Raw genomic sequence first — 22,391 nt, forward strand, 5'->3', positions numbered from 1 at the left:
TAATACATCGACAGGTAACGGGCGAACAATGTTCGCCCCTACAATTATACTCCTGTCATTTTTTATATAGTTACCTTTATAACAGCGGCGGTGATATTATCGCTTTCACCACGCTCCATATTGAGCCTTATAAGCTCATCTGAATTGCGGTCGGCTGTTTCCTTGTCTTTGAGGACTTTCGGCGCATAGGAGCGTAGAAGCTCTTTATCGCTAACAAGGTGGCGAAAGCCGTCGCTGCAAAGCAGGAAGGCTGTATCCTGTGTGACAGCGCCCTCAATGAACTGGGGCGTAACGGAATTTGAAGCGCCTATACATTGGAGCAAAACGCTTTTTCTCGGGTCTTGTTCCGCCTGCTCTGGGGTCATTCTTCCCTCTCTCACCTCTCGTGCAACAAAGGTCTGATCTTCGGTGAGCTGGGACAAGCTTTTATTCGTCACGGCGTAAAGTCTCGAGTCGCCGATGTTGATGACGTAATATCTCCCCTGCGCCACAAGAACTCCGCAGCAGGTGGTACCAAGCTTAATCCCTCTGCTTTCGCCATAGGTATGTAGCTTTTTGTTGCAGATATCAATAATATTGTTCCAAGAGCTGAAAAGCTGTCCCGAGAAATTATCCGCCCCGAGCTGGAAAGGCAGGGCGTTATAAAACCAATCCGAAAAGGCTGATATCACCGTTGCGCTGGCGGTCTCCCCCTCAGAAAGTCCGCCCATTCCGTCGCAGATAAGCCCGAAAGCCACCTCGCCCAAGGCTGTGGAAGCTGTTTTGACTGTACAGGCATCTTGATTATTCTCTTTTACATTACCTCTATTACTCCGAGCAGAAACTAGATATGCCAAAATAGTAACTCCTTTTTTTATTCGCATACGCTCCATAACGGGCGAACGCTGTTCGCCCCTACACACAAACACACATTTACGTATTTTATGGTTGACAACGTCCCACATACTTTTGAATTTATTTATCAGAAAAATCTAAATTCAAATTCCTCGTTTGCAAACTTTATTCTTGTATTCTCTTCAAGCTTTATCTCAACATTGCTTTGAATCATTGCGCCGTTGACGTATGTATGATTTGTGGAATTTGTGTCAACAATGAAATAGTCGTTTCCACGCTTAACGATATTTGCGTGGCTCCTGCTGACTGCGGTGTTATCAGAAATGCAATAATCAACAAAGCTTGCTTCTTTTCCAACTCTGAAAGGCACTTTGTTTATCTCGATAAGTTCGTTTGTCTTATAGCGGTAAAGCTTTGGCGTGCAGTTAGCTGAAAGCATATCCTTGTTGAGGACAGTTGTCATTGCCTGCTGTGGAGCGGCTTTCGGTGCGCTCTGCTGGAATGTTATCCCCGGCTGGACGTTCATCTGCTGAGCTGGGATAGAATGCATAGGCTGATTATTTGCCATTGGTGCAACATTCTGTGCAGGCTGTGGATAATTCGGCATAAGCGGACCTGCGGAAGCCTTTACTCCCGGGATAGCCATCTGCGGTGCGGCCTGAACGGCCTCCTTGCCCTTTTTAGGCTTCTTTTCCTTGCTCTTCTTGCCCGACTTCATAAGTCCGCCGAAAAGTCCGCCCTTATGCGAGCTCTTTGAATTATCATTTATAACAGGCGGAACGTTCTGCGGCTGGTTAGGCTGATTTGGAACATTTGGTATGTTTGGAATATTTGGAATATTCGGTGTATTAGGTCTCTGCATATTCTGAACTTGGGTACGCTGGATATTCTGGATATTTGGAGCTGACTGAACATTTTGAACATTCTGCATTGGAGCAATTGGCGTGATCAGCGCTGCTGCGGAAACTGTCTGCGGAGCGCTCATTGCGTTCATAACAGGCTTGTCCTCTTCTTCTTGAACATTGCCGAGAAGCTCTTCCGCAATGTTTCTTATCTCAGCAAATGACATCTTGTCGGACTTATTGAGACTGTTGAGAAGCTTTGCGATATAGTCGCAATTCTCAGTTGGGTCAAACTGTGTTGACATAAGAAGCAGCTTGAAAAAGTTCACAACATTGACGTTTGCGCCGCCCTCTTTGAGTACAGGCAGGCAAACGAGCTCAGCCTTTGCGGAGCTTACGTCCACAAAAATATGCTCAACGTCAAGTACGATAGACTTGTCCTCGATCATATACTCTCCGCACATTTCAAATGCCTTGCAAATGCTTGAGATAACATTGAGAAAGCGTGTCTTATTGACAGTTTCCTCAAAGAACATTTTCAGCGACACCTTTGAAGTGATATTGTATTTGAAATACCTTTCCTCATCGTTCTGAAGATATATCATCGGCAGAAAGCCTTCGATATTGTTATTGAGCAGCATTCCAAGAGCTACTGTATCAAAATTCTCATTCTCGCCAAGGGTGTAAACAAGAAAGTTCGCTGTGTTGGCGTTTTCGTAATTCCATTGAACAAAGTTATCCATTTTTGCTTTCCTCCGTGATATTGGTTGTGGGTATAAACTATATAAATTATATAAATTTATTTGTCTTTAAGATCAGCGCCGTAAAATCTCAGCAGCTTCGGCATATCAAAATCGTTGTATATTACGCTGTATCCGTTTGTATCAAGGCTGTATGCGGCTGAGAACTTGTCATTTTCGATATCGGTTATGATCTTTCCGCTGCCGTCTATATAGCCCCAAAATTCGCCCTGCTGTATCGGTGCAAAATCAAGGCAGAATGAATTTGCGTCCTCATACTGCGGCTTTATTACGATCTTGCCGTCGGTATCCACAAAGCCCCATTTGCCGTTTTGCTTTACTGCCGCAGGCTCGTCGCAGACAAACATCTTTGCGTTTTCAAATGACTCGCTGCCCACCTGTTTGCCCTTGCTGTTGTAGAGCGCATACTTTCCGCCCTTTGAGGCGAAGAAATATCCGCCCTCTGAGCAAATGCCGAAATCATTTATTATTATATCGTCAAATTCAAAATCCGTGACCATTTCGAGCTTGTCGTTTATAATGCCCCACTTATCATGCTTTCTTACAGCGGCAATGCCGTCCTCGAAAGAGCCTGCAAAGTCGTATTCAAAGTTCTTTTCCTCGAAATCCTCGTTCACATAGCCGTACTTGCCCTTGTAAAGCGCAGGAGCATAATCGGCTGTGAAAGAACCGAGATAGCTGTATTCGTGGTCTGGCACAAGCTTCTTCTGTCCGCTAGAGTTAACATAATACCAAGTGTCGTTTTCATCGCAGACAGGGATAACTTCCTTTTCCTCGCTGTAAAGACCAACATCGTGATACTTTGCTCTGAGCACGCCCGAACCATTCGTTTTGATAAGTCCAACTCTGTCGCCGTTTTCACCGTTTGTGACTTTCATATAACCCTTGCAGTAAAGATAAGCATAATCATAGTCGAGGAAAGTCTCTTTGTAGAGCCTGTAAATTTTCTCATAAAGCTCGTCGATCTCCTTGCCGCTTGATTTTTCCCTTGCAGTCGTGACCACCTCAACTGCGTCATCATAAGCGTTCGTGTCGATAAGCTGGTTTATGTATCTCACATAGATATCAGACCTTGAAGGGTCTAAAGCCTGCGCCTGCTCATAGGTTTTCTCAATGCCGTCATCGTCTGCAAGCTGAACATAAGAGTCAAAAATTTTCAGCATAAGATCATAATTACTCGTATCAAGCTTCAAAGCCTGCTGATAATTATAAACAGCGTCGATATAAATTTCCTTCTTTGCGAAATTCTCCGCTTTTTTCATATACTTGTCGTATTCCTGCAAGGTGGTGGTCTTGTTGTTAAAGACCGCATACCAAGTCAGAAATGGAAGTATTATCATTATGAGGAGCAGAAGCTTTTTGTTCTGTTCGCTTTTTTTGTTTTGACTGTCTTTAGTTTGAGTGTTCTGACTGCTCAAGTCCTATGTCAGCTCCTTAGTATTCTATAATTTGTGTTCGCCCGTTGATTACACGCTTTTGTATTTTGTATGCTATAAAATTTTCGTCAAGCCGCCTTGCCCACAAAGCAGATAAGCACAAAATAGATAAGCATTCCAAGAAAAACGAACGGTGCAAAGGGGATAGTGTCCTTTGCCTTGTATTTTTTTATTATCATACAGCCCAGACCGCCAACAGCCGAGAGTATGAAAGAGAAAAGCATTACGGTGAGCACATTGGTGCTGCCGACGTAAAGACCTATCACCGCAAGAAGCTTAACGTCTCCGCCGCCCATTTGTCCCCTTGAAATGAGCATCATAACAAGCGCCACAACTGCGGACATCACAAATCCCAGACCGCAAACTTTCAGCACCACCTGCCACTTTACCATATTATAAAAGACCTCGGCAAAGAGGAAAGGCACTCTTGCAACGATCATTGCGATTATAAGATCGTTCGGGATAAGCTTCTTTCTTATATCCGTATAAGCCGCCATATAAAGCAGGAAAGTATAAACGAAATACTTCATAAATCGGTAATTCGCCAGCGAATTTGACTTTGCAAAAAACGTTCCTGCGCAGCATAGAACCATAAAGAACACGCCGCTTATGATAAAAAACTTCTTTTTCGCCTTTATGTATTCTTTCAGCTCCGAAAATTCAAGCATTTCGGGCTTTTTTGACTTTTCGGAAATTTTTCCAGCGCCTTTTTCATTTTTATCGCTATTATCGTTTTTATCATATTTTTCATACTTTTTATCAAAATAGCAGAAATATCTTACTAAAAAGGCCATACCCACAAGCGTTATCAGCACATTAATTATCAACTTTCCTATCAATCAAAAACAACCCTTTCAGTTTTCTTCATATTATGAATAGTAATTCAACGGGCGACCTCAGGTCACCCCTACAAACAGCGTATTTATGCAAATTGTAGGGGACGGCGAAATTTATCTGCTCGACGTTACTCGTAGATAAATTGACGTCCCACTTGTTTTGAATTTTATTAATTTTAATATCTATCCGGCCTTTGTGGTCTTATCCTTATACTGATAGATAACAGTAACGCCGGTATCATATCTTACATTCGAGGCTATATCCTCAAGGTCCTTTCGCATTTCTTCAGTTGTGTTTTCCGGCACGACAACGATGATATACTTGTTTCTCTTTGTCTTGTCAGACTGAACAGTCTTTTGCGTGCTGTCCTTTTGACCGACCTTGATAGTTGAATCAACAGCGTTGACTTTCTGATCAAGCTTGTTTGCTGCTCTCTCTATATCTGACTTGACAAAATTTATATCTATCTTTCCGTCTTTATAATATGACGCAGAGAACATATTTCTTGTCATAACCTTTATATAACTGTCCGCAGGGAAATTGCCGCCCGGCTCAACGCCGTCGGGATATGACGTCTTTGAATCAAGATAGAAATGGAAGCCCTGTCTCGACTGAGTTCTTGTACAGCTGCCAAGAGATTGCTCTATACCGCTTGCATAAGTCTCAAACTGATCGCCTATGCTTATTGTATCGTCCCAAGGTGAAACAGGCTCCTGTTCTTCTTCCTCTGCCTGTGAGCTGTCATTGCTCTCGCTCTTCTTTTCATCCTCTTTTTGTTTAGCTTCTGAGTTTGTGACGTTCGTGCCCCATATTCCCGTGCTGCCTGTTGTTTTTACAGTATATGTATAATCTATAAGACTAAATCCCATTGGCTTTATCTTATAGACCGCCACAACGTTGACGGTTTTTCCGTCTATCGCAAAGGTGGAAAGTCCGAAGTCAATGCCATCCATTCCGTCAACAACGCCCATTGCTTCAAGGGTATCGTCGATATTGCCGTTGTTGGAAATATATTTCTGCACAAGTGCTTTGCTAAGCGGCTGGGCGATGATACGGCAGACTGCGACGTTTCCTGCGCCATTTTTGAGCATTGTCGCCATTGAAGACATTATCGCCATAGGGTTGTCAGCAATACTTTTGAACGAGCCGTAAAGCTCCTGACTGGCATTTTTCACATTCTTGAAATTGTCCTGCATATCTTTATAAGTTTTAGATATATCGTCGATAGTGTTTATCTGACTTGGCGAATATTCGGAAGCGTCAGCAACGGTCGACTGAAAAGTATTAAAATTCTCAAGAAAGTCGTCCACTTTGTCGATATTTTCGTCATTAGCGTCGCCGCCGTGATTAAATCCAAGGCGGTTTATGACGTAATAATACTGCGAGACCTCCTTTGCAGTCTGGTCAACAGCGTATTGGATAGTGCTCTGTGCCCTTGTTGTGGTGGCAAGCATAGCAAGCGCCATAAACCCAAACATAAAGAAGGGCAGAACGAACGCCGCCTCGATAGTCAACGAACCGCTTATAAGCCTGCTTTTGCGCTCGACAGAACTTATCATATTTTTTATATATTTTTTTATCTTCATAGCTTTATACTTCTCATTCCCATAATATTTCCGCCGCCGTCTTCCCTAAATCAAATGCTTTTACAAATGTATAATGATTACTCCATCTTATCCCATTCGTCCTTGCCGACAGCCATAGTTTCAGCGGCCTCTCTTGCATATGCGTCAAGCTCGTCAATATTTGCTTTGTCGTGTGTCTGGGCAACAATGAAACCAGCTGTGTTATCTTCTTTATACTCAGAAAGGTTCGGGTCTCCCTTAACTACCGTCAGATAACCAACGCAGTCAACATCATTTTTATGCTTATCATCATAGAATGAACCTACAAATCTAACAAAAGTTCTGCCATTGATCTCTTGAATCTCATTTTCACTTATATCCAATGCTGGATTTACCATTGTATAAGTATATCCATTACTCAGATCCTTTGCCATTTGGTCGTGAACGGTATCCAGCCACTCCTCCGGCTTATCTGCGTCGATAGTGAGATTATTGTATTCGTCACAAAGTTTATTCACTGTAAGAAAACAGGAATCATCTTCTGTGCTTGTCATTGGATCAATAGTGCTACCAATCTTCCAATCGTAATCAAAATGCTTTGAAAATCTAAAGTGAACATCAATAGAAACTACACCGTACTGATAATCGACCTCTTCAACAGCGGACGATGTTTCTTCGTCATTAGAGGCTGTTGTTTCTGCCTGCGATTTATCCTGTGCGACCGTTGATTTTGTTGACTTGCTGTCAGTTGTGCCGCTGTCAGCGCTGTCTCCGCAAGCACAAAGTCCCATTGTCATCGTCATTGCCATTACTGCTGCAATAATTTTTTTCTTAGTCATTTTACTCTTCTCCAACAGTCATCGTCTCGGCAGGTATCCTTGCATACGAATCAAGTGTTTCGATATCCGCCTTATCTGCGTCTTGTGCGACCATAAAGCCTGCTGTATTATCTGTTACATATTCAGACAAATTCGGGTCGCCCTTTACTACTGTCAGATAGCAAACAAATGCAACATCTTTGCTTGAACCGTCATTATAGAATGTACCTTCAAATCTGACAAATTTTCTTCCGTTTATTTCTTGAACTTCCTGATTTGTGATATTCAGTTCAGGATTCAACACAGTATAAATTACACCATTGTTCAACTTCTGTGCAAGCTCGTCTTTAACTGTGTCGAGCCACTCTTCCGGCTTATCAGAATCAATAGTCAGATTATTGTACTCATTGCAAAGTTTCGGAATCGACAGAAAACAGGAATTGTCTTCTTTGCTTGTAATAGGGTTCATATCTCCATAAAGCTTCCAATCATCGTCAAAGTGATTTGAAAACTTATAATGAACATCAATTGAAACTACGCCGTTACGATAATCATTTTCTTCTGCTGTTGAAGAAGTTTCATCTTCTTTTGTTTCATTTTTTGTCTCAGACTGTGACTGTTCTGTTGAAACTGAACTGCTTTTTTTGCTATCTGTTGTACCGCTGTCAGCGCTATCTTCGCAAGCACAAAGTCCCATTGTCATCGTCATTGCCATTACTGCTGCAATAATTTTTGTTGTTTTCATTAGATTTACTCCCATTATAAATTAAAAAATAATGATTACTCCATCTTATCCCATTCGTCCTTGCCAACAGCCATAGTTTCAGCGGCCTCTCTTGCATATGCGTCAAGCTCGTCGATATTTGCTTTGTCGTGATACTGAGCAACAATAAATCCTGCAGTGTTATCTTCTTTATATGAAGATAGATTAGGGTCTCCCTTTACTACGGTCAGATAACCTACAAGGTCAACATCTTTGTCATAATTATCATCAAAAAATGTGCCTACAAACCTAACAAAAGTTCTGCCGTTTATTTCTTGAATCTCACTTTCACTTATATTTAATGCAGGGTCTACCATTACATAATTGTAACCATTGCTAAGATCTTCTGCCATTTGGTCGTGAACAGTATCCAACCACTCTTCTGGCTTATCTATGTCAATAGTGAGATTATTATATTCATCACAAAGTTTACCTACTGTAAGAAAACAAGAATTGTCTTCTGTACTTGTCATTGGATTTATTGTGCTGTAAACCTTCCAATCGTGGTCGAAATGCTTTGAAAATCTAAAGTGAACATCAATAGAAACTACACCGTACTGATAATCGACCTCTTCAACAGCGGACGATGTTTCTTCGTCATTAGAGGCTGTTGTTTCTGCCTGCGATTTATCCTGTGCGACCGTTGATTTTGTTGACTTGCTGTCAGTTGTGCCGCTGTCAGCGCTGTCTCCGCAAGCACAAAGTCCCATTGTCATCGTCATTGCCATTACTGCTGCAATAATTTTTGTTGTTTTCATTAGATTTACACTCCTTAAAAATTAAAAAATATTGAAATAAAATTAAAAACTAAAAACTAGTAACCAATGAATCCATTGTAAACCAGTCTGTCCGTACTGCTTCCATCCCCATCAAAATTGAGTGAATAAGACTCCTCGCCATTGACAGTTTTCTTTTCAAACATTCCCATAAATACGGAATCAACGTCAGCTTCTGAATGGATCTGCACCATTGTATACATCTTCGTCATATCAAAATTCTCTCTGTCAGAATCATTAAAGCCTGCGTCAGTCATTTTCTGACTTATGTTCATCTGCATAAGGTAACCGGTTCTTGCCACCATATTATCTTCATTTGCCAATATGCCAATGAGCATAAAAGCGTAAAGATATTCTTTATAATTAAGACTTATGGTAGCAGCCTTTGCGTTTGAAACATCTCCAACAGTTTTACTGTCTGGAGCCGACTCACCGACCTTGTCAAGACCACCTGACACTTTTTCTGAAAGTTCATTAGAAAAATTATTCAAAGCTTCATTAAGCTTTTCTTTTACATTATCTTCTGTACTATTAAGAGTATCTGTAACTGTTTTCTTTAGATCTCCACTCAACTCTGTTATCTTATTTGATATAACATCATTAAGTTCAGAAATATAGCCTGTTCCCGAATTTACACCCGAATCGACTGTCTTAAACAAATCATTTATTTTTCCTATTATAGTTTCTGATTTAACACCTGCTGCTTCCTGTAAACTATCGTAAATCGTATCTGTTACTTCGCCGATTTTGCCCTCAAGATACTCAATAGCAACTGTCTTCGCTTGACCATAAATATCATCTGTTGCGCCTTCTTTAAGCTTGTCAAGACAATTTTGAAGTTCTTCTTTTATTTTATCTTTACCCCAACTGGAATCAATTTTGCCTAAAACACCTTTTATACCATTCATAAAAGGTGTAACAGTTGCATTTATGACCTTATCAGATACGTCTCTTATCGTCTGATTCATATATTTTTTTACATCATCACCAATTTCTGATATCTTGTTATTTGCTGTGTTTTCTATCTTATCAAAAATGTTGGTTATAGAGTCATTCAAATAAGCTCCAGCTTCTTTTGCCGCATTTTCTATCAACTCAGCTGCCGCATCTTTTGCAATGCCTATCATTCCCTGCGGCGACATCGCCCAAGTAGTGGAACTCTTATACAGCGGTACAGATTTGCCTAAGCATAGCTGGTTCAAGTCATATGCCGATTCCGCCAGCGCAAGGGCTATTTTCAAAACAGTCTGAACTATCGGCACGCCGAAAACCGTCCAGCCTGCGATAGCTGTCGCCCACTCAAATGTCAGCGCATTGATATCTGGAGCGGACATTGCGTATATAAGATTAAGTATGAATCTTATTCCGAAAATAGAAGCTTTTGTCTTGTTGACTGCGCTGCTAGGAGTTCCGCCCCAAAGGATATATTCGCATTCTCCGCCGTAATAGTAATTGTTGTCCGCCGAGATAGCTATTCCGCTGAGCGTTTTTTCAAAGTCGTCCTTGTTTTCATACTGTGAACCGACTTCCTTATCCTTCTTTTCCTCAATGTTCGGATTGCCTGCGTCGGGGTCAATGTTCGTTGTATAGCAGCTGAACATATTCCGCATATATTCAACAAGGTAAAGCTTGTCACGGCCTGTCGCTGCGATATTGCCTACGGCTTCAAGGAACGAAGTCGTCTCTTCACCGCTCATCGAATCGGCGGTGTCTGTGACATTGTCATCGCTGGAACCTTCCGGGTCTGTCGGGTCAACACCGATATCTTGTTGCGATTTTGAATTGTTCGTCACCATTGCGTCAAGAAAGTCCGATGAAACGTCTCCCGAAAGTGTCTTGTCGTTCTTGGCATTTTCCTTCGCCGAAGTGACCTTGCCCTTGTCGATAAGAGCTTCCTTTCCTCCATCGCTGGCTTCGCTTTTTTCTTCCTCTTCAGTACCGGCTTTATATTCAAAGTTTGAAGCAAGATATTCAAAGAACTGCTGATTTTCCTCTTGAGCCTTTGTGGTAAAACCACTTTTTGTAGAAAACTCGTCATTTTCAAGCAGTCTGCAGAAAGCTTTAAAGCTATTACCTGTATCTGACTCAAAATTTGCCTTTGCACTATTTATAGCCGCTGCCATACCATTGCTGTCAACGGTATCCGGCATTATTTTTGACTTTTTGAAATCTTTTTCGTAATCCGCTTTTTCTACCTTACTAGAGTCATATTTTTCGGCAAGCTTATTTCCACAATACTTTAAAGATTTTATCCTATCTAAAATATCTTGATAGAATTCCTTATTGACTATTATGACCTTGTCACGAAGAGCCTCAACATCAGCTTTTTTCAGTGGCTGTGCTTCGCTCTCATAGTCTGAGGTCATAGTCTGCTTTGAACTGTTGTCAGTTACCTTATCTATACTTTTCTTCCAATCATCGCCTTTTTCTTCAGCTGCTTCAATATCGCTTATGACCGCATTCAGATCTTTTTCGATAGCCTCATATTTCGATATCATTATAGTACAATCATCAAAGACAAGTCTTATCTGCTTATTTGCCTCAACCGCAAGGGACTTTACTTTATCTTTATAACTATTTACATAATTATTCGTATAATCTGCTATATCATTGATATCACAAATAAAGCCCTCTATATTTTTAAAATATTCATTTATTTTACAATCGTTACCTTCACAAGAATAAAAATAATCCTTAAGTGCCCATATATTCGCAAGATATGTTTTATTGTCATCATTATTTATCCAATTATTTATAGTCTGCTTGAGCTGATAAACCTTAATGACATTATCTTCACTTAACTCTCCATTTATATTAGACTTTTGAGACTTTATATCATCTACAAATGACTCCATTGTTCCATAAAAGCCACCTTTATAATCGGAACTTTCATTAAAATCAGTCTTTTCATCATTCATCTCGCAACCAGATGTGAGACCTATATTATTACTTTTAAAATATTCCACATTAGACAGTACGCCCTCAAGACCTTTATGAGTATAGGCTTCATTAGTTACTGTATAGCCCTCTTTAAGACCTTCACCCATATTTTCTGTTGCTTCTGATGATTTATTAATTATTTCATTGTAAAGGATCACATTAGAATTAACATTTAGCTTATCTGCACTTGTGTCCTCAAGGACCTTTATGTAAACAAGATATTTACTTACGTTATCATAATTTTTCTTTGCAAGCGAAACTGTCTTTAAATATGCGTCCTTGAATAACTCTATTTTATTCTCACAGTCTGCTTCGATCTCATATCCAAGTATATCCTGCGTTACACTTGTATGTTTTTGTTTTCTTGCTTCATAAAGTTCGTTATAAGCCGTCTGACAGGAATCACCTATCTTCTCAAGCTCTTTTTCATAATTCATCTTTGCCTTGATAGCCTTGCTCTGCTTGTCAAAGCCGCTAAAGCCTGAGAACTTGTTTATAAGTTCCTGTGATACCGCAACAACGCCACGATACTTCATATATTCTAGTATCTGTCTCTTGAGTATGTTTGAATGATATACCTCAGAGCCGCCGACATATGATACATCGCAGGTGGCATTTGTGAGATTTATAAGCGTGTCAAAATCCGCCGAACCTTCGCTGCCTGCTGTTGAAAGCCAAGAGGTAAGGCTGTTTATGTAATCTCTTGTGTATGAATCCGTTGTGTCGAGGTCGCTGATATTGCTGAGAGAATTGTTGAAATATCTCTCGAGATTGTTCGTAAGGTCGTCCTCAGTTGCGCTCATTGCGAAAATTCCGTAAACGTCTTTGAGAATTTCATTGTAATCAGAAAGCGCCGCATTCATCGTAAGGTCGCTTGCGCCCGAAAGCACTACGTTTGCGGAATTGACCCTTGAAAGGTCAACGATCGTTCCTGCAAATGTGAACATTGGTATCATTATAAGCACAAGAAAAATTGATATTGCGCCATTGATATTCTTTCTTATTCTTTCTGTTGAGCGTTTTTTCTTTGGCTTGACGTCATTATCAACCTCTGAAAAGACCGCAAGCTCTGTATTTTCATTTATTTCAGCTAAATTTATATCTGAGTTTTTAGCTTTTCTGAATTTTCCAAATATCATCAATACTTCCCCCTAAGAAAAATTTATCCGCATTTCTATATTGCTATATTTTTATCCAGTTATCCGGCCGCATTAGCAGCTTTCTCGGCATCTTCTTTGAAGGCGCCCTGCACCTTTTCTTTCAGATAAGATATCTTGTCCGAAATGTGCAGCCTATCGCTCAAAAACGTCACAAAGTCATAGACCATATCGGTATTTCGCACAAATTCCGCTCCGTCGCAGCTTGCCGCCGTGGCAGTAACAGTAATATCGCTTGAAACGCCGTCCATTCCTATGTAGCTGAAAACCTCAGGGATAGCTCCCTCACGTTTTATGGTCACGCTGACGGTCTGATTTATAAAATAATTCTTTGCGTTTATATCGCAGGTAACGCCTCCGCCGCTTATAATGCTCAGATTGTCGATAAGACTTGTGAGAGACGAATTTATCGACTTGATATCCGAATTGCCTGCAATCGGGTCGGAATAAAAATATCTGTAAAGCTTCGCCTTCTCGTCATATATCGTGTTTACAGAATCCTGAGTGAAATACTTATTGTCCTTGAAATCAAAATTCACATTGTCCGCTGTGTGCTTGCCGACTTTTTCATAACCAGTCACAGCCATACTCTTGCTGACGATAGAAGCAACTTTCTGGGTCTGCGTGTAGATAAGCACACTTTGCAGAATATACATTCCGATATAAATAAGAAAGAACATACAGAAAAACACGATAGGAAAAATAAACGTTGCCTCAACGATAGGCACAGCGCCCTTTTCGTCCTTGATGTTTTCGCCTTTCTTCCCGAATATCCTGTTCAGTTTAATACCGATCACCCCTATAAGAATTTATGTTTATGCGTTTGTATATTTTGTTTATCTCGAATCAGCCCGCAGCAAAAAGCTGTGAGCTGTTTCCATATAAACAATAGCCTTTAAGCTTATGTTTACAGAGTTTCGATAGCTTCCTTGATCTTTTTAAAAGCTGCTGAAAGTACATCAGAAATACCATCCTTAAATACAGCAACAAGTGCAATTACAACGATGATGATAAGTACGATAGCCACCATATTTACTTCACCGCTCTCATTGTCCTTAAAAGCATTAAGCTTTGACATACCCTTCAAATATGCTGAGATCATCATTTCATTAATTTTCTTCATTTTTTTTCACCCCCCTATTACATTAATGAGTTGCCTATCGCCGGAACAACAACCATCATTATTATCGCTATGAACATTATCATAGACGGGAACATAAGCTTAGTTCCAACGCTTGCGGCTTTTACTTTTACTCTGCTTCGCTTTTCTTCCCAGCTGACAGTTGTTAACTCTTTAAGAACTCTCGTGAGTTCGCTTCCGCCCTTTTCCATATTCTGATTAACGGAGTTTGCAAACTTTCTTACCTCCGCCACCGAACACCTGTCGGCAAAATGGAAAACAGCTTCTCTGACAGGCACGCCGTTGTTCATTTCAACGCAGGCCTCCTGCATTTCTTTATAAATGGGCCTATCGTTTGCGTATGCCACCTTGAACCAGGCGTCACGAACGATAAGTCCCGCATTTATAAGCAATGTGAATTTTGAAAGCATTTGCGGCAAGTCCTCGAGGATATCCTCTCTTCGCTCGTTGACGTTTTTCTTTATCTCACCGCTCATATATTCCATAAGAAGCGCAGAAGCCACAACGCCAAGCACACCAAGCATAACATTATTTGCTATGGCACCGAGGCAAAAGCCCATTGGCAAGAGAGTTAGAAAGTATGCAATGCTTCCACCCGTGATAACGTAATGATAAAATTCAGCGTATTTTCTGCCGTATATCTCGCTTATCTCTTTTATCTTCTTGCTTCCTCTCTCGGTCTTGATGTTGATGTGAAAAAGCGTTATGAACCCAAAGCCGATAAAATATATCTCGCCGAACATAAACTTTTTCTTGTCGATAGCGTCAATGACCTGACCGTAAGCGTTTCTGTATTTTATGTACAGGAACAGCCAGAACAATATAAAAAATGTTCCTATCCCTGCCATTACATATGAGCTTGTAAAACTCAAATTATTCACCTCAATAATTTTTCTAAACTTTTTAAAGACTTGTACCAGCGGGCTACCACAGGTCGCCCCTACAAGAAAATCTCTAAATCTTTATCTTAGTCATCTTCAGTCCGATAAGATAAGCGATTCCGATAAGCACGATACCGATTATCTTTGCACCGATATCAAGAATATTCGTGCCTGTCGAATCAGATGTCGCCTTCATCATCAGCACCACAAGAAACGGCAGCGCCGCCATAATATTGAGCTCGTTTCGTCCGCTTGCCACAATGGTGTTTATCTCAAGCTCAATGTCGATCTTGTCTCTTATCATATCATAGCTTTCAGATACCACCTGTTTCAGATTACCGCCCAAACGGTTGGATACCTCAAATACGTCCGAGAAGTTCGTTATATCCTCAAGTCCGCTCCTGTCCCCAAGGTCAAGGAGCAGCTCCTCGATATTGTAGTTGTTCTGAATACCTGCATTTATAATGGCAACTTCCTTTACAATGTCGGAAGTCTCGCCGTACTGCATTTGCAGATCGTTATAAGCTCCGAGAAAAGCGTCGGGAGTGTTTTTTCCTGCCGCATATGAATTGTTTATTGATTCAAGCAAGTCCTTGAACTGCAAAAGCAGCCTGCGCTGTCTCTTTTTCAAAAGGCTCTTTCGATAAAGTTTAATGCTGAAAAATCCCGCTATCGCACCTGCGATAATGCTGAATGGGATAGAGTAAAAGAATATATACGCACCCGCAGCCACAGCCGCCACACCCATAAGATATCCCGTGAGAGTGTCCACAGGCTTCATATGATAAACGTGGTAATCGTCCGCATTTCCAAGCAGACCCTTTTTTTCGATATACTCTTCTTTTTTCTTTTTTGCTTTCTCTTTCTTAGCCAAAGCCTTTTTAGCTTTCTTAGACTTCTCACCGCTTTCCGCAGTCAAGGTTTCCATTGCCTCAGCGTCCTGCAATATCGCCCCAGAGAAATTCGCATTCGCCGCAAAAGCAGCGTTCGCCCCGTCCATTTGAACGGTATTCATATCCTGCATTTGCGCATTTTCGTTATTGTTCTTATTCTTTTTCCTCATATATTTCTGTCCTTAATAATTATGATCTTATAAAATAACTGTCGTAGTTAGATAACCTCAGTTATTCCCGAAAGCTGGAGCTTGAAAACATTCTGCATTGGATTGGAAGTTCGCTTCAATGAACCCGATACCTTTTCAAGTGTGGTGTTCTCGTCCTCTTCAAAAACATAAAGCGGATTGAGCTTTATCTGCCCGTTCTCAAAGCCAAGCACTTCTGTTATCTCCATAGTCTTTCTTGAATGGTCTCTAAGCCTCGAAAGGTGTATTATTATGTCGATAGCAGAAGATATCTGCTGTCTGATAGCTTCCAGCGGCAAACCGTCCGCACCCTGCAAGACCATTGTTTCAAGTCTGCTGAGCATATCCTGCGTTGAGTTTGCGTGGCCTGTTGAAAGCGAGCCGTCGTGACCCGTGTTCATCGCCTGGAGCATATCAAGGGCTTCACCGCCTCTGACCTCTCCAACAACGATTCGTTCCGGTCTCATACGAAGTGATGATTTGATAAGGTCTCTTATCGTGACCGCACCTGCGCCCGAAGCGTTTGCATTTCTCGTTTCAAGGCTTACAAGGTTGTCAACGCCCCTTATCTGTAGCTCCGCAGAGTCCTCGATAGTGATAACACGCTCGTCCTTTGGAATGTAATTTGAAAGAGCGTTAAGAAATGTTGTCTTACCCGAACCAGTACCGCCGCAGATGAAAATATTGTACTTTGCCTCAACTAACAGCTTTAGCTTGTCCGCTATCTCCCTTGTGATAGAGCCGTACGAAATAAGCTTCTCGATAGTCATAGGTGTCTTAGAGAACTTTCTTATTGTAACAGTCGGACCGCAAAGAGCGATAGGCGGCAAAACCACGTTTACACGAGAGCCGTCTGGAAGTCTTGTATCAACGATAGGGTTAGACTGATTGACCTCACGTCCTGCCTTACCAACGATACGCTGAATGATATCCTCAAGCTTTCGCTGACTTTCAAAGCTCTCATCGAGCCTTTTTACACGTCCGGCCTGCTCGATAAAAATATTATCAGCGCCGTTTATCATAACCTCCGTGATAGTGTCGTCGTTCATAATGGTGTCAAGGAGACCAAAACCTCTGATAGAGCTGAACACCTGCTGAGCGATATCCACCCTGTTTTTGATAGACACATACCTGTTGCCGATCATATTGTCGGTTATGGTCTTTATCTGCTCTTCAAGCTCCTCGTCCGAAAGTGTCGAAAGAGAGAGATTATCCACCGCAAATTTCTTGACGGCGGCAATTATCTCGCTGAAATCTTCATTCATATTTTTCACCTGTGTTTTTTCTATACTTAACTTTTTGCCAATTTTATTATAAGATACAAAGCGTTCGCCCGTTGTTTACCCGTCTTTGTTCTGTCAAGTTTCTATTTTACTTAAAGCTTTCCCCCGAGAACATTCCAAGGGTAGTGAGTTTGAAAACAGTCTGTTCAAACGGTGCATTGCCGAAATCAGGCACGCCACCTGCGATCTTTATCCTAAGCTCGTCCGCAGTCAGCGAAGTCTCGTTAGTAAACCTGTTGTAAACAAGGTTCATTCGCTCGATATAAGGAAAATTCTCCTGCTCCTCCTTTAGCTCAAACGCCCCTGCAAGGCTTCTCAACTTTGCGATAGCATTGTCAGTACCGAGAGACACAACAAAAGTCTTGTACATAAGCTTCATAAGCTCAAAATGCAGCGGAGCAAAATCAAAGTTGAAATCAACTATCATATAAGTGTATTTTCCTGCCGCCTTGAGAGTTCTAATAACGTCAAGTATCTCCTCATCGTTAAGCTCGAGAAAATCCAGCACGCTTTCGCAAGGTTCATAGAAATAAACTCCCGAAGGGTCGTGCTTTACGCAGCTTTCAAGCTTTAGTCCAAGATTTGCGTTCTGGCTCTTGATAGCGTAAACAACATCGCCGAATGTGACCTGCTGACCCTCGCCCTTGAAAACGTGGTTGCAGTTGTTTTTCTCAAGGTCAAAATAAAGCACGCTTTCGCCTCTTGCTGCCAAAGCTCTCGCATAAGCCGAAGCGACAGATGTCGCACCTGCTCCGCCACAGGCAGAAAAAACGCCAATGATCTTTGTGCCGTTGTCACCACCATTGTCGTTGTATATAATGCCTTTATGTATCTCAGAGTAAAGGTCGAGAATCTGCTTATAGATATTTTCCACCCTCTGATATTTTCCGATAGCCTTTTCGCCGTTGAGTTCGTTTATCTCGTTAGAGTTTGAGAAATATGCCACCGCACATCTGTCCTTAAAGGGAGTGAGGTCAAAATTCTCCGCAGCGATAACAATATCGTACTTGCTCATCTGCATATTGCTCTCTGCGATAGCAGGGTCGCTGAAAGAGAAAATAGTTATTTTATCGAAATACTTGCTGTTAAAGGTCGAAACGAACCTTTGCAGATAAAGATCATCTGAATCGATCAAAGCTATTCTTATTTTCATTTTCCAAACTCCTTATAATTTTATAACTTAATAACTTTATTATATTTAATACCAGTTAACTTAATATTTATTTTAAGTCATCATATATTTGTATCTTCATTATTTTTTAATTATATACTATATTAATAATGATCTTTCCAAAATGCTGAAAATGATCTCATCTGAGCTACCCTTTGCGATAAAGATCGACAGCTATGCAGACAGCTTCACATTTCTCGACTTTATCCTAAAAAACATACATATGATACACGATCACATTATCCCAATAAGCAAGAGCCTAAAGCCCACATTTTTCAATAAGCTGAAAAATAATTGATATTTAAAATTTAAAAGCTGCCTTCGGGAGGCTTTTTTTATCTCTGCGGCGGTTTGCAACCTGCTACGGTCGTTATTCTTTTTTTCTTATTATAAACCGCCACCTTACCCTGTTCAAATTGCTGAACAGTACAAACAAACATTATCGTATGCTGATTGTCATAGCAATATACACAATCCGCCGCAGGCACATTTGTTGCCTGTCCGACCTTGCTTCTCCAAAAATTTGTATTCAGTTCAAGATTCACTTTCTTCTGATACTGATTTGAACCTGTTTTATCAGCCTTATCGGCATTTTCTTCTCTCTCTTTTGCACGCTCTCTTCGTTCTCTGCGTTCTTTAAGTCTTTCCTTACTTCTTTCATTCGATACTTTTGAATATTTATCCATTAATTTGCAGCCGTACCTCGTCAAAATTACCATAATGACAGTTACAATAAGTATTAAAACCAGAGGTATGATATTTTCGACTATCATCAAAAATACAGGTATTATGATATACGACATAATTGCAGCGACCAACGCACATTTTGTTTTTTCCTTTTGCTTTGAGAACATTGTAAGTACCAACAAAATAATAATACAATGTAAATAACGCCGAAAACAATACTTATTACATTTCTCTTGATATTTCTATATATTTGCATTATATCACATATATTTATAACTGTCAATAGTTTCAGTGAATACTTTATCAGCTTTATATTTTTTCAATCATATATTATACTGTTATTAGAGTATTATTATTTTAAGGCAACACTTTTCTGTTCTGTTTATTTTGAAGATGTGTAAAAGTGCCGCCTTTTATTTTACAAAATTACAAAATTACAAAATAATAAAAGCGACCTGCATACAATATGCGTATGCGGTCGCCTTAAAACCTCAAAAAAGATCAGATAGAAAGGGCGGTATAATAAATGAACAGCGGCAAGATCGTGATAACCCTTGAAGAGTATAGAAAAGCTCATAACATAAGCAAATATAAGATAATAAAAAATTGCGACGTAAGTGCGACCCAGTTCAACAGCTATTGCAATAACAAAATATCGAGAGTTGACCTCCCCGTTTTGGCAAGAATATGCAGCTATCTTGATTGCGATATTGGCGATCTTCTTAAATTTATCACACCCGATGATATCGCCGAAGATGAAAATAATACATAGCGCAAAAAAAGCCCCGCACATTCCCGTGCAGGGCTTTTCCTTATTATAATAATTATAATACTATAACGTTCCGAATAATAAACTATTCTTCTGCGCCATTATCAGCACTCTCACCATTATCCTCAACAATGACCTCAGCATTTTCCTCAGCCTGAGCCTCTGCTATCTCCTCGGCAGTAGCCTTTTCTACCTCTGCTGTTTCAGCTTCATCGTCATGCTCAGTTCTTGTGAATGAAACCACTCTGCCGTCCTCGCCGACTCTCATAAGTCTTACGCCACGGGAGTATCTGCTCATCATGCTGATATCGCAGGCTCTTATTCTGATAACAATGCCGTCTGTGGATATCATGATGATATCATCTTCATCATCAACGACCTTTATTCCGCATACTCCGCCACTCTTATAGTTCATAAGACCATAGCCGCCTCTGTTCTGTACCTTATAAGACTCCAGCGGAACACGTCTGCCAAGACCATTTTCTGCAACAGTGAGAACGCTTGCACCCTCTCTTACTCTTGCCATTGATACAACATAGTCGCTGCCCCTGAGTTTTATAGCCTTTACGCCGTGTGCAACTCTTGACATCTCTCTTATATCTGTTTCTCTTATCCTGATAGCATAACCATTATGCGTTGCAACGATGACCTCATTGTCGCCAAAGGTCATTCTTACTCCTGCAATCTCGTCGCCCTCATCAAGACCGATTGCAATAAGACCATTCTTTCTTACATTTCTGTAGGAAGTCAGCGGAGTTCTCTTTATCTTGCCGTTCTTTGTTACCATAACGATATACTTGCCCTCGTCAAAATCGGCAGTTTTTATCATTGCGGCTATCTTCTCGCCCTCTCCCAGTTCAAGAAGATTTACTATATTTGTGCCTCTTGAAGCCTTTGAACCTTCCGGAAGCTCATAGCATTTTAGCTTATACATTATGCCCTTATTGGAGATAAAGAGTATATTATCATGTGAAGAACAGGTCTGAAGCTCGTCGATATAATCGTCCTCACGCTGTTTCATACCCGTTACGCCACGTCCGCCACGCTTCTGAGCCTTATACTCTGAAACAGGCATTCTCTTTATATATCCTGCATTTGTATAGGTAACAACGCTTTCCTCAACAGGGATAAGATCTTCAATATCAACTTCACCGCTGACATTTTCTATCTGAGTTCTTCTCTCGTCACCGAACTTATCCTGAATAGCCTCGACCTCTTCAATGATTATATCAAGTATTCTCTGATGATTTGCAAGGATATCTTCAAGGTCAGCTATCTTGACTTCGATCTCAGCCAACTCGTCGATTATCTTCTGTCTTTCCATACCGGTCAGACGTCCGAGGGTCATATTTGCGATATGGTCAGCCTGAATATCTGTAAGACCAAAACGCTGATTAAGTCTTTGCTTAGCCTCAGGGATATTCTTAGAAGTTTTCATTATCTCGATAACTTCGTCAATATTGTCAAGTGCGATAACAAGACCCTTTAAGATATGCTCTCTTTCCTTAGCCTTGTTAAGATCGAACTTAGTTCTTCTTGTGATAACATCCACCTGAAAGTCTATATACTGCTCAAGCATTTCCTTGAGGGTCAGCACCTTAGGTATACCGTTCACAAGAGCGAGCATTATAACGCCCACAGTATCCTGAAGCTGTGTATAGCTGAACAGCTTATTGAGAACTACCTGCGGATTAGCGTCCTTTTTAAGCTCGATAACGATCCTCATTCCGTCCTTGCCGGATTCATCGTTGATATAATGTATTCCGTCGATACGCTTTTCCTTAACAAGGTCAGCGATAGACTCAACAAGTCTTGCCTTGTTTACCATGTAAGGTATCTCAGTAACGATAATGCAGTTTCTGCCCTTTATCTCCTCGATAGAGGTCTTTGAACGCAGTGTTATCTTTCCTCGACCTGTGCCGTAAGCCGCTCTGATACCGGACCTGCCCATGATGATACCGCCTGTAGGGAAGTCAGGACCCTTTATGCTCTGCATAAGCTCATCAAGTGTGCAGTCAGGGTTTTTCATGACAGTTTTCATGCCCTCGATAACTTCATGGAGGTTATGAGGAGGGATATTCGTTGCCATGCCCACAGCGATACCTACTGAGCCATTACAGAGAAGATTTGGAAATCTTGACGGCAGCACAACAGGCTCTTTAAGTCTGTCATCATAGTTTGACTGAAAATCAACAGTTGTTTTGTTTATATCTGTCAGCATATTTACTGACATCTTAGCCATTTTAGCCTCAGTATAACGGTAGGCAGCCGGAGGGTCGCCGTCAACGGAACCAAAGTTTCCGTGACCGTCAACAAGAGGATATCTCATTGAGAACTTCTGAGCAAGTCTTACAAGTGCGTCATAAACTGATGCGTCACCGTGCGGGTGATATTTACCAAGCACAGATCCGACCGTATCTGCACATTTTCTGTAAGCTTGATCAGGTGTAAGACCATTTTCATACATGGTATATAAAATTCTTCTGTGAACAGGTTTAAGTCCGTCCCTTACATCAGGTAAGGCTCTGGATACAATTACCGCCATTGAATATTGAATGAAAGATTCTTTCATTATCGCTTCAACATCAGTGTCAATAACGTTATAATCGCTCACTTTATCCACTCCTTTTTAACCTTTCGGTTTACTTT

Annotated in this window: 19 protein-coding genes; 2 read left to right on the forward strand and 17 right to left on the reverse strand. The window is 40.9% G+C overall.

The window, feature by feature from the left end; genetic code table 11:
* Positions 1–62: 62 nt before the first annotated feature.
* The 15 genes from DWW81_RS07065 to DWW81_RS07135 all read right to left on the reverse strand — a co-directional run bounded on the left by DWW81_RS07065 (position 63) and on the right by DWW81_RS07135 (position 18,268).
* Positions 63–836 (reverse strand): PP2C family serine/threonine-protein phosphatase, encoded by a 774-nt coding sequence (locus DWW81_RS07065; protein ID WP_181982696.1) that lies wholly within the window; start codon positions 834–836, stop codon positions 63–65.
* Positions 837–961: 125 nt separating this feature from the next.
* Positions 962–2,419 (reverse strand): DUF6382 domain-containing protein, encoded by a 1,458-nt coding sequence (locus DWW81_RS07070; RefSeq protein WP_117897095.1) that lies wholly within the window; start codon positions 2,417–2,419, stop codon positions 962–964.
* A gap of 56 nt (positions 2,420–2,475) precedes the next feature.
* Positions 2,476–3,777: a WG repeat-containing protein gene (locus DWW81_RS07075; protein ID WP_147339768.1), complete on the reverse strand. Its 1,302-nt coding sequence runs from the start codon at positions 3,775–3,777 to the stop codon at positions 2,476–2,478.
* 164 nt (positions 3,778–3,941) lie between these two features.
* A complete protein-coding gene (locus tag DWW81_RS07080; RefSeq protein WP_207661178.1) occupies positions 3,942–4,667 on the reverse strand; it encodes an A24 family peptidase in 726 nt (241 codons plus the stop codon).
* 225 nt (positions 4,668–4,892) lie between these two features.
* Positions 4,893–6,269, reverse strand: a complete 1,377-nt coding sequence (locus DWW81_RS07085) for a TadE family protein (protein WP_181984648.1) — start codon at positions 6,267–6,269, stop codon at positions 4,893–4,895.
* 104 nt (positions 6,270–6,373) lie between these two features.
* Positions 6,374–7,114, reverse strand: coding sequence for a hypothetical protein (locus DWW81_RS07090; protein WP_117945378.1), 741 nt, complete (start codon positions 7,112–7,114; stop codon positions 6,374–6,376).
* 1 nt (position 7,115) lies between these two features.
* Positions 7,116–7,838, reverse strand: coding sequence for a hypothetical protein (locus DWW81_RS07095; protein ID WP_117897100.1), 723 nt, complete (start codon positions 7,836–7,838; stop codon positions 7,116–7,118).
* A gap of 35 nt (positions 7,839–7,873) precedes the next feature.
* Entirely contained in the window at positions 7,874–8,614 is a 741-nt protein-coding gene (locus tag DWW81_RS07100) for a hypothetical protein (protein WP_117945379.1), read from the reverse strand.
* A 56-nt stretch (positions 8,615–8,670) separates the two neighbouring features.
* Positions 8,671–12,711: a DUF5702 domain-containing protein gene (locus DWW81_RS07105; RefSeq protein WP_117897102.1), complete on the reverse strand. Its 4,041-nt coding sequence runs from the start codon at positions 12,709–12,711 to the stop codon at positions 8,671–8,673.
* A 59-nt stretch (positions 12,712–12,770) separates the two neighbouring features.
* Entirely contained in the window at positions 12,771–13,526 is a 756-nt protein-coding gene (locus DWW81_RS07110) for a hypothetical protein (protein WP_117897103.1), read from the reverse strand.
* A 110-nt stretch (positions 13,527–13,636) separates the two neighbouring features.
* Positions 13,637–13,852: a Flp1 family type IVb pilin gene (locus DWW81_RS07115; RefSeq protein WP_117897104.1), complete on the reverse strand. Its 216-nt coding sequence runs from the start codon at positions 13,850–13,852 to the stop codon at positions 13,637–13,639.
* A 17-nt stretch (positions 13,853–13,869) separates the two neighbouring features.
* Positions 13,870–14,742: a type II secretion system F family protein gene (locus DWW81_RS07120; protein ID WP_117934585.1), complete on the reverse strand. Its 873-nt coding sequence runs from the start codon at positions 14,740–14,742 to the stop codon at positions 13,870–13,872.
* Positions 14,743–14,824: 82 nt separating this feature from the next.
* Positions 14,825–15,814 (reverse strand): kinase, encoded by a 990-nt coding sequence (locus tag DWW81_RS07125; RefSeq protein WP_117897106.1) that lies wholly within the window; start codon positions 15,812–15,814, stop codon positions 14,825–14,827.
* Positions 15,815–15,861: 47 nt separating this feature from the next.
* Positions 15,862–17,097 (reverse strand): CpaF family protein, encoded by a 1,236-nt coding sequence (locus DWW81_RS07130; RefSeq protein ID WP_117897107.1) that lies wholly within the window; start codon positions 17,095–17,097, stop codon positions 15,862–15,864.
* Between the two features lie 106 nt (positions 17,098–17,203).
* Positions 17,204–18,268, reverse strand: a complete 1,065-nt coding sequence (locus tag DWW81_RS07135; RefSeq protein ID WP_117897108.1) for a hypothetical protein — start codon at positions 18,266–18,268, stop codon at positions 17,204–17,206.
* 142 nt (positions 18,269–18,410) lie between these two features.
* On the opposite strand from DWW81_RS07135, the gene DWW81_RS13250 reads away from it, so the two are divergent.
* On the forward strand, positions 18,411–18,584 hold the full coding sequence (locus tag DWW81_RS13250; protein ID WP_181982697.1) for a hypothetical protein: 174 nt from the start codon (positions 18,411–18,413) through the stop codon (positions 18,582–18,584).
* A 37-nt stretch (positions 18,585–18,621) separates the two neighbouring features.
* Here DWW81_RS13250 and DWW81_RS07140 read toward each other — a convergent pair whose 3' ends face one another.
* On the reverse strand, positions 18,622–18,972 hold the full coding sequence (locus DWW81_RS07140) for a hypothetical protein (protein WP_117934579.1): 351 nt from the start codon (positions 18,970–18,972) through the stop codon (positions 18,622–18,624).
* A gap of 527 nt (positions 18,973–19,499) precedes the next feature.
* Here DWW81_RS07140 and DWW81_RS07145 point away from each other — a divergent pair.
* Positions 19,500–19,745, forward strand: coding sequence for a helix-turn-helix transcriptional regulator (locus tag DWW81_RS07145; protein ID WP_117897110.1), 246 nt, complete (start codon positions 19,500–19,502; stop codon positions 19,743–19,745).
* A gap of 82 nt (positions 19,746–19,827) precedes the next feature.
* Here the strand turns inward: DWW81_RS07145 and gyrA are convergent, their stop codons facing one another.
* A complete protein-coding gene (gyrA, locus tag DWW81_RS07150) occupies positions 19,828–22,365 on the reverse strand; it encodes a DNA gyrase subunit A (RefSeq protein ID WP_117897111.1) in 2,538 nt (845 codons plus the stop codon).
* Between the last annotated feature and the right edge of the window lie 26 nt (positions 22,366–22,391).

It is taken from the genome of Ruminococcus sp. AF17-1AC (genome assembly GCF_003461385.1).
Taxonomy (GTDB): domain Bacteria; phylum Bacillota; class Clostridia; order Oscillospirales; family Ruminococcaceae; genus Hominimerdicola; species Hominimerdicola aceti.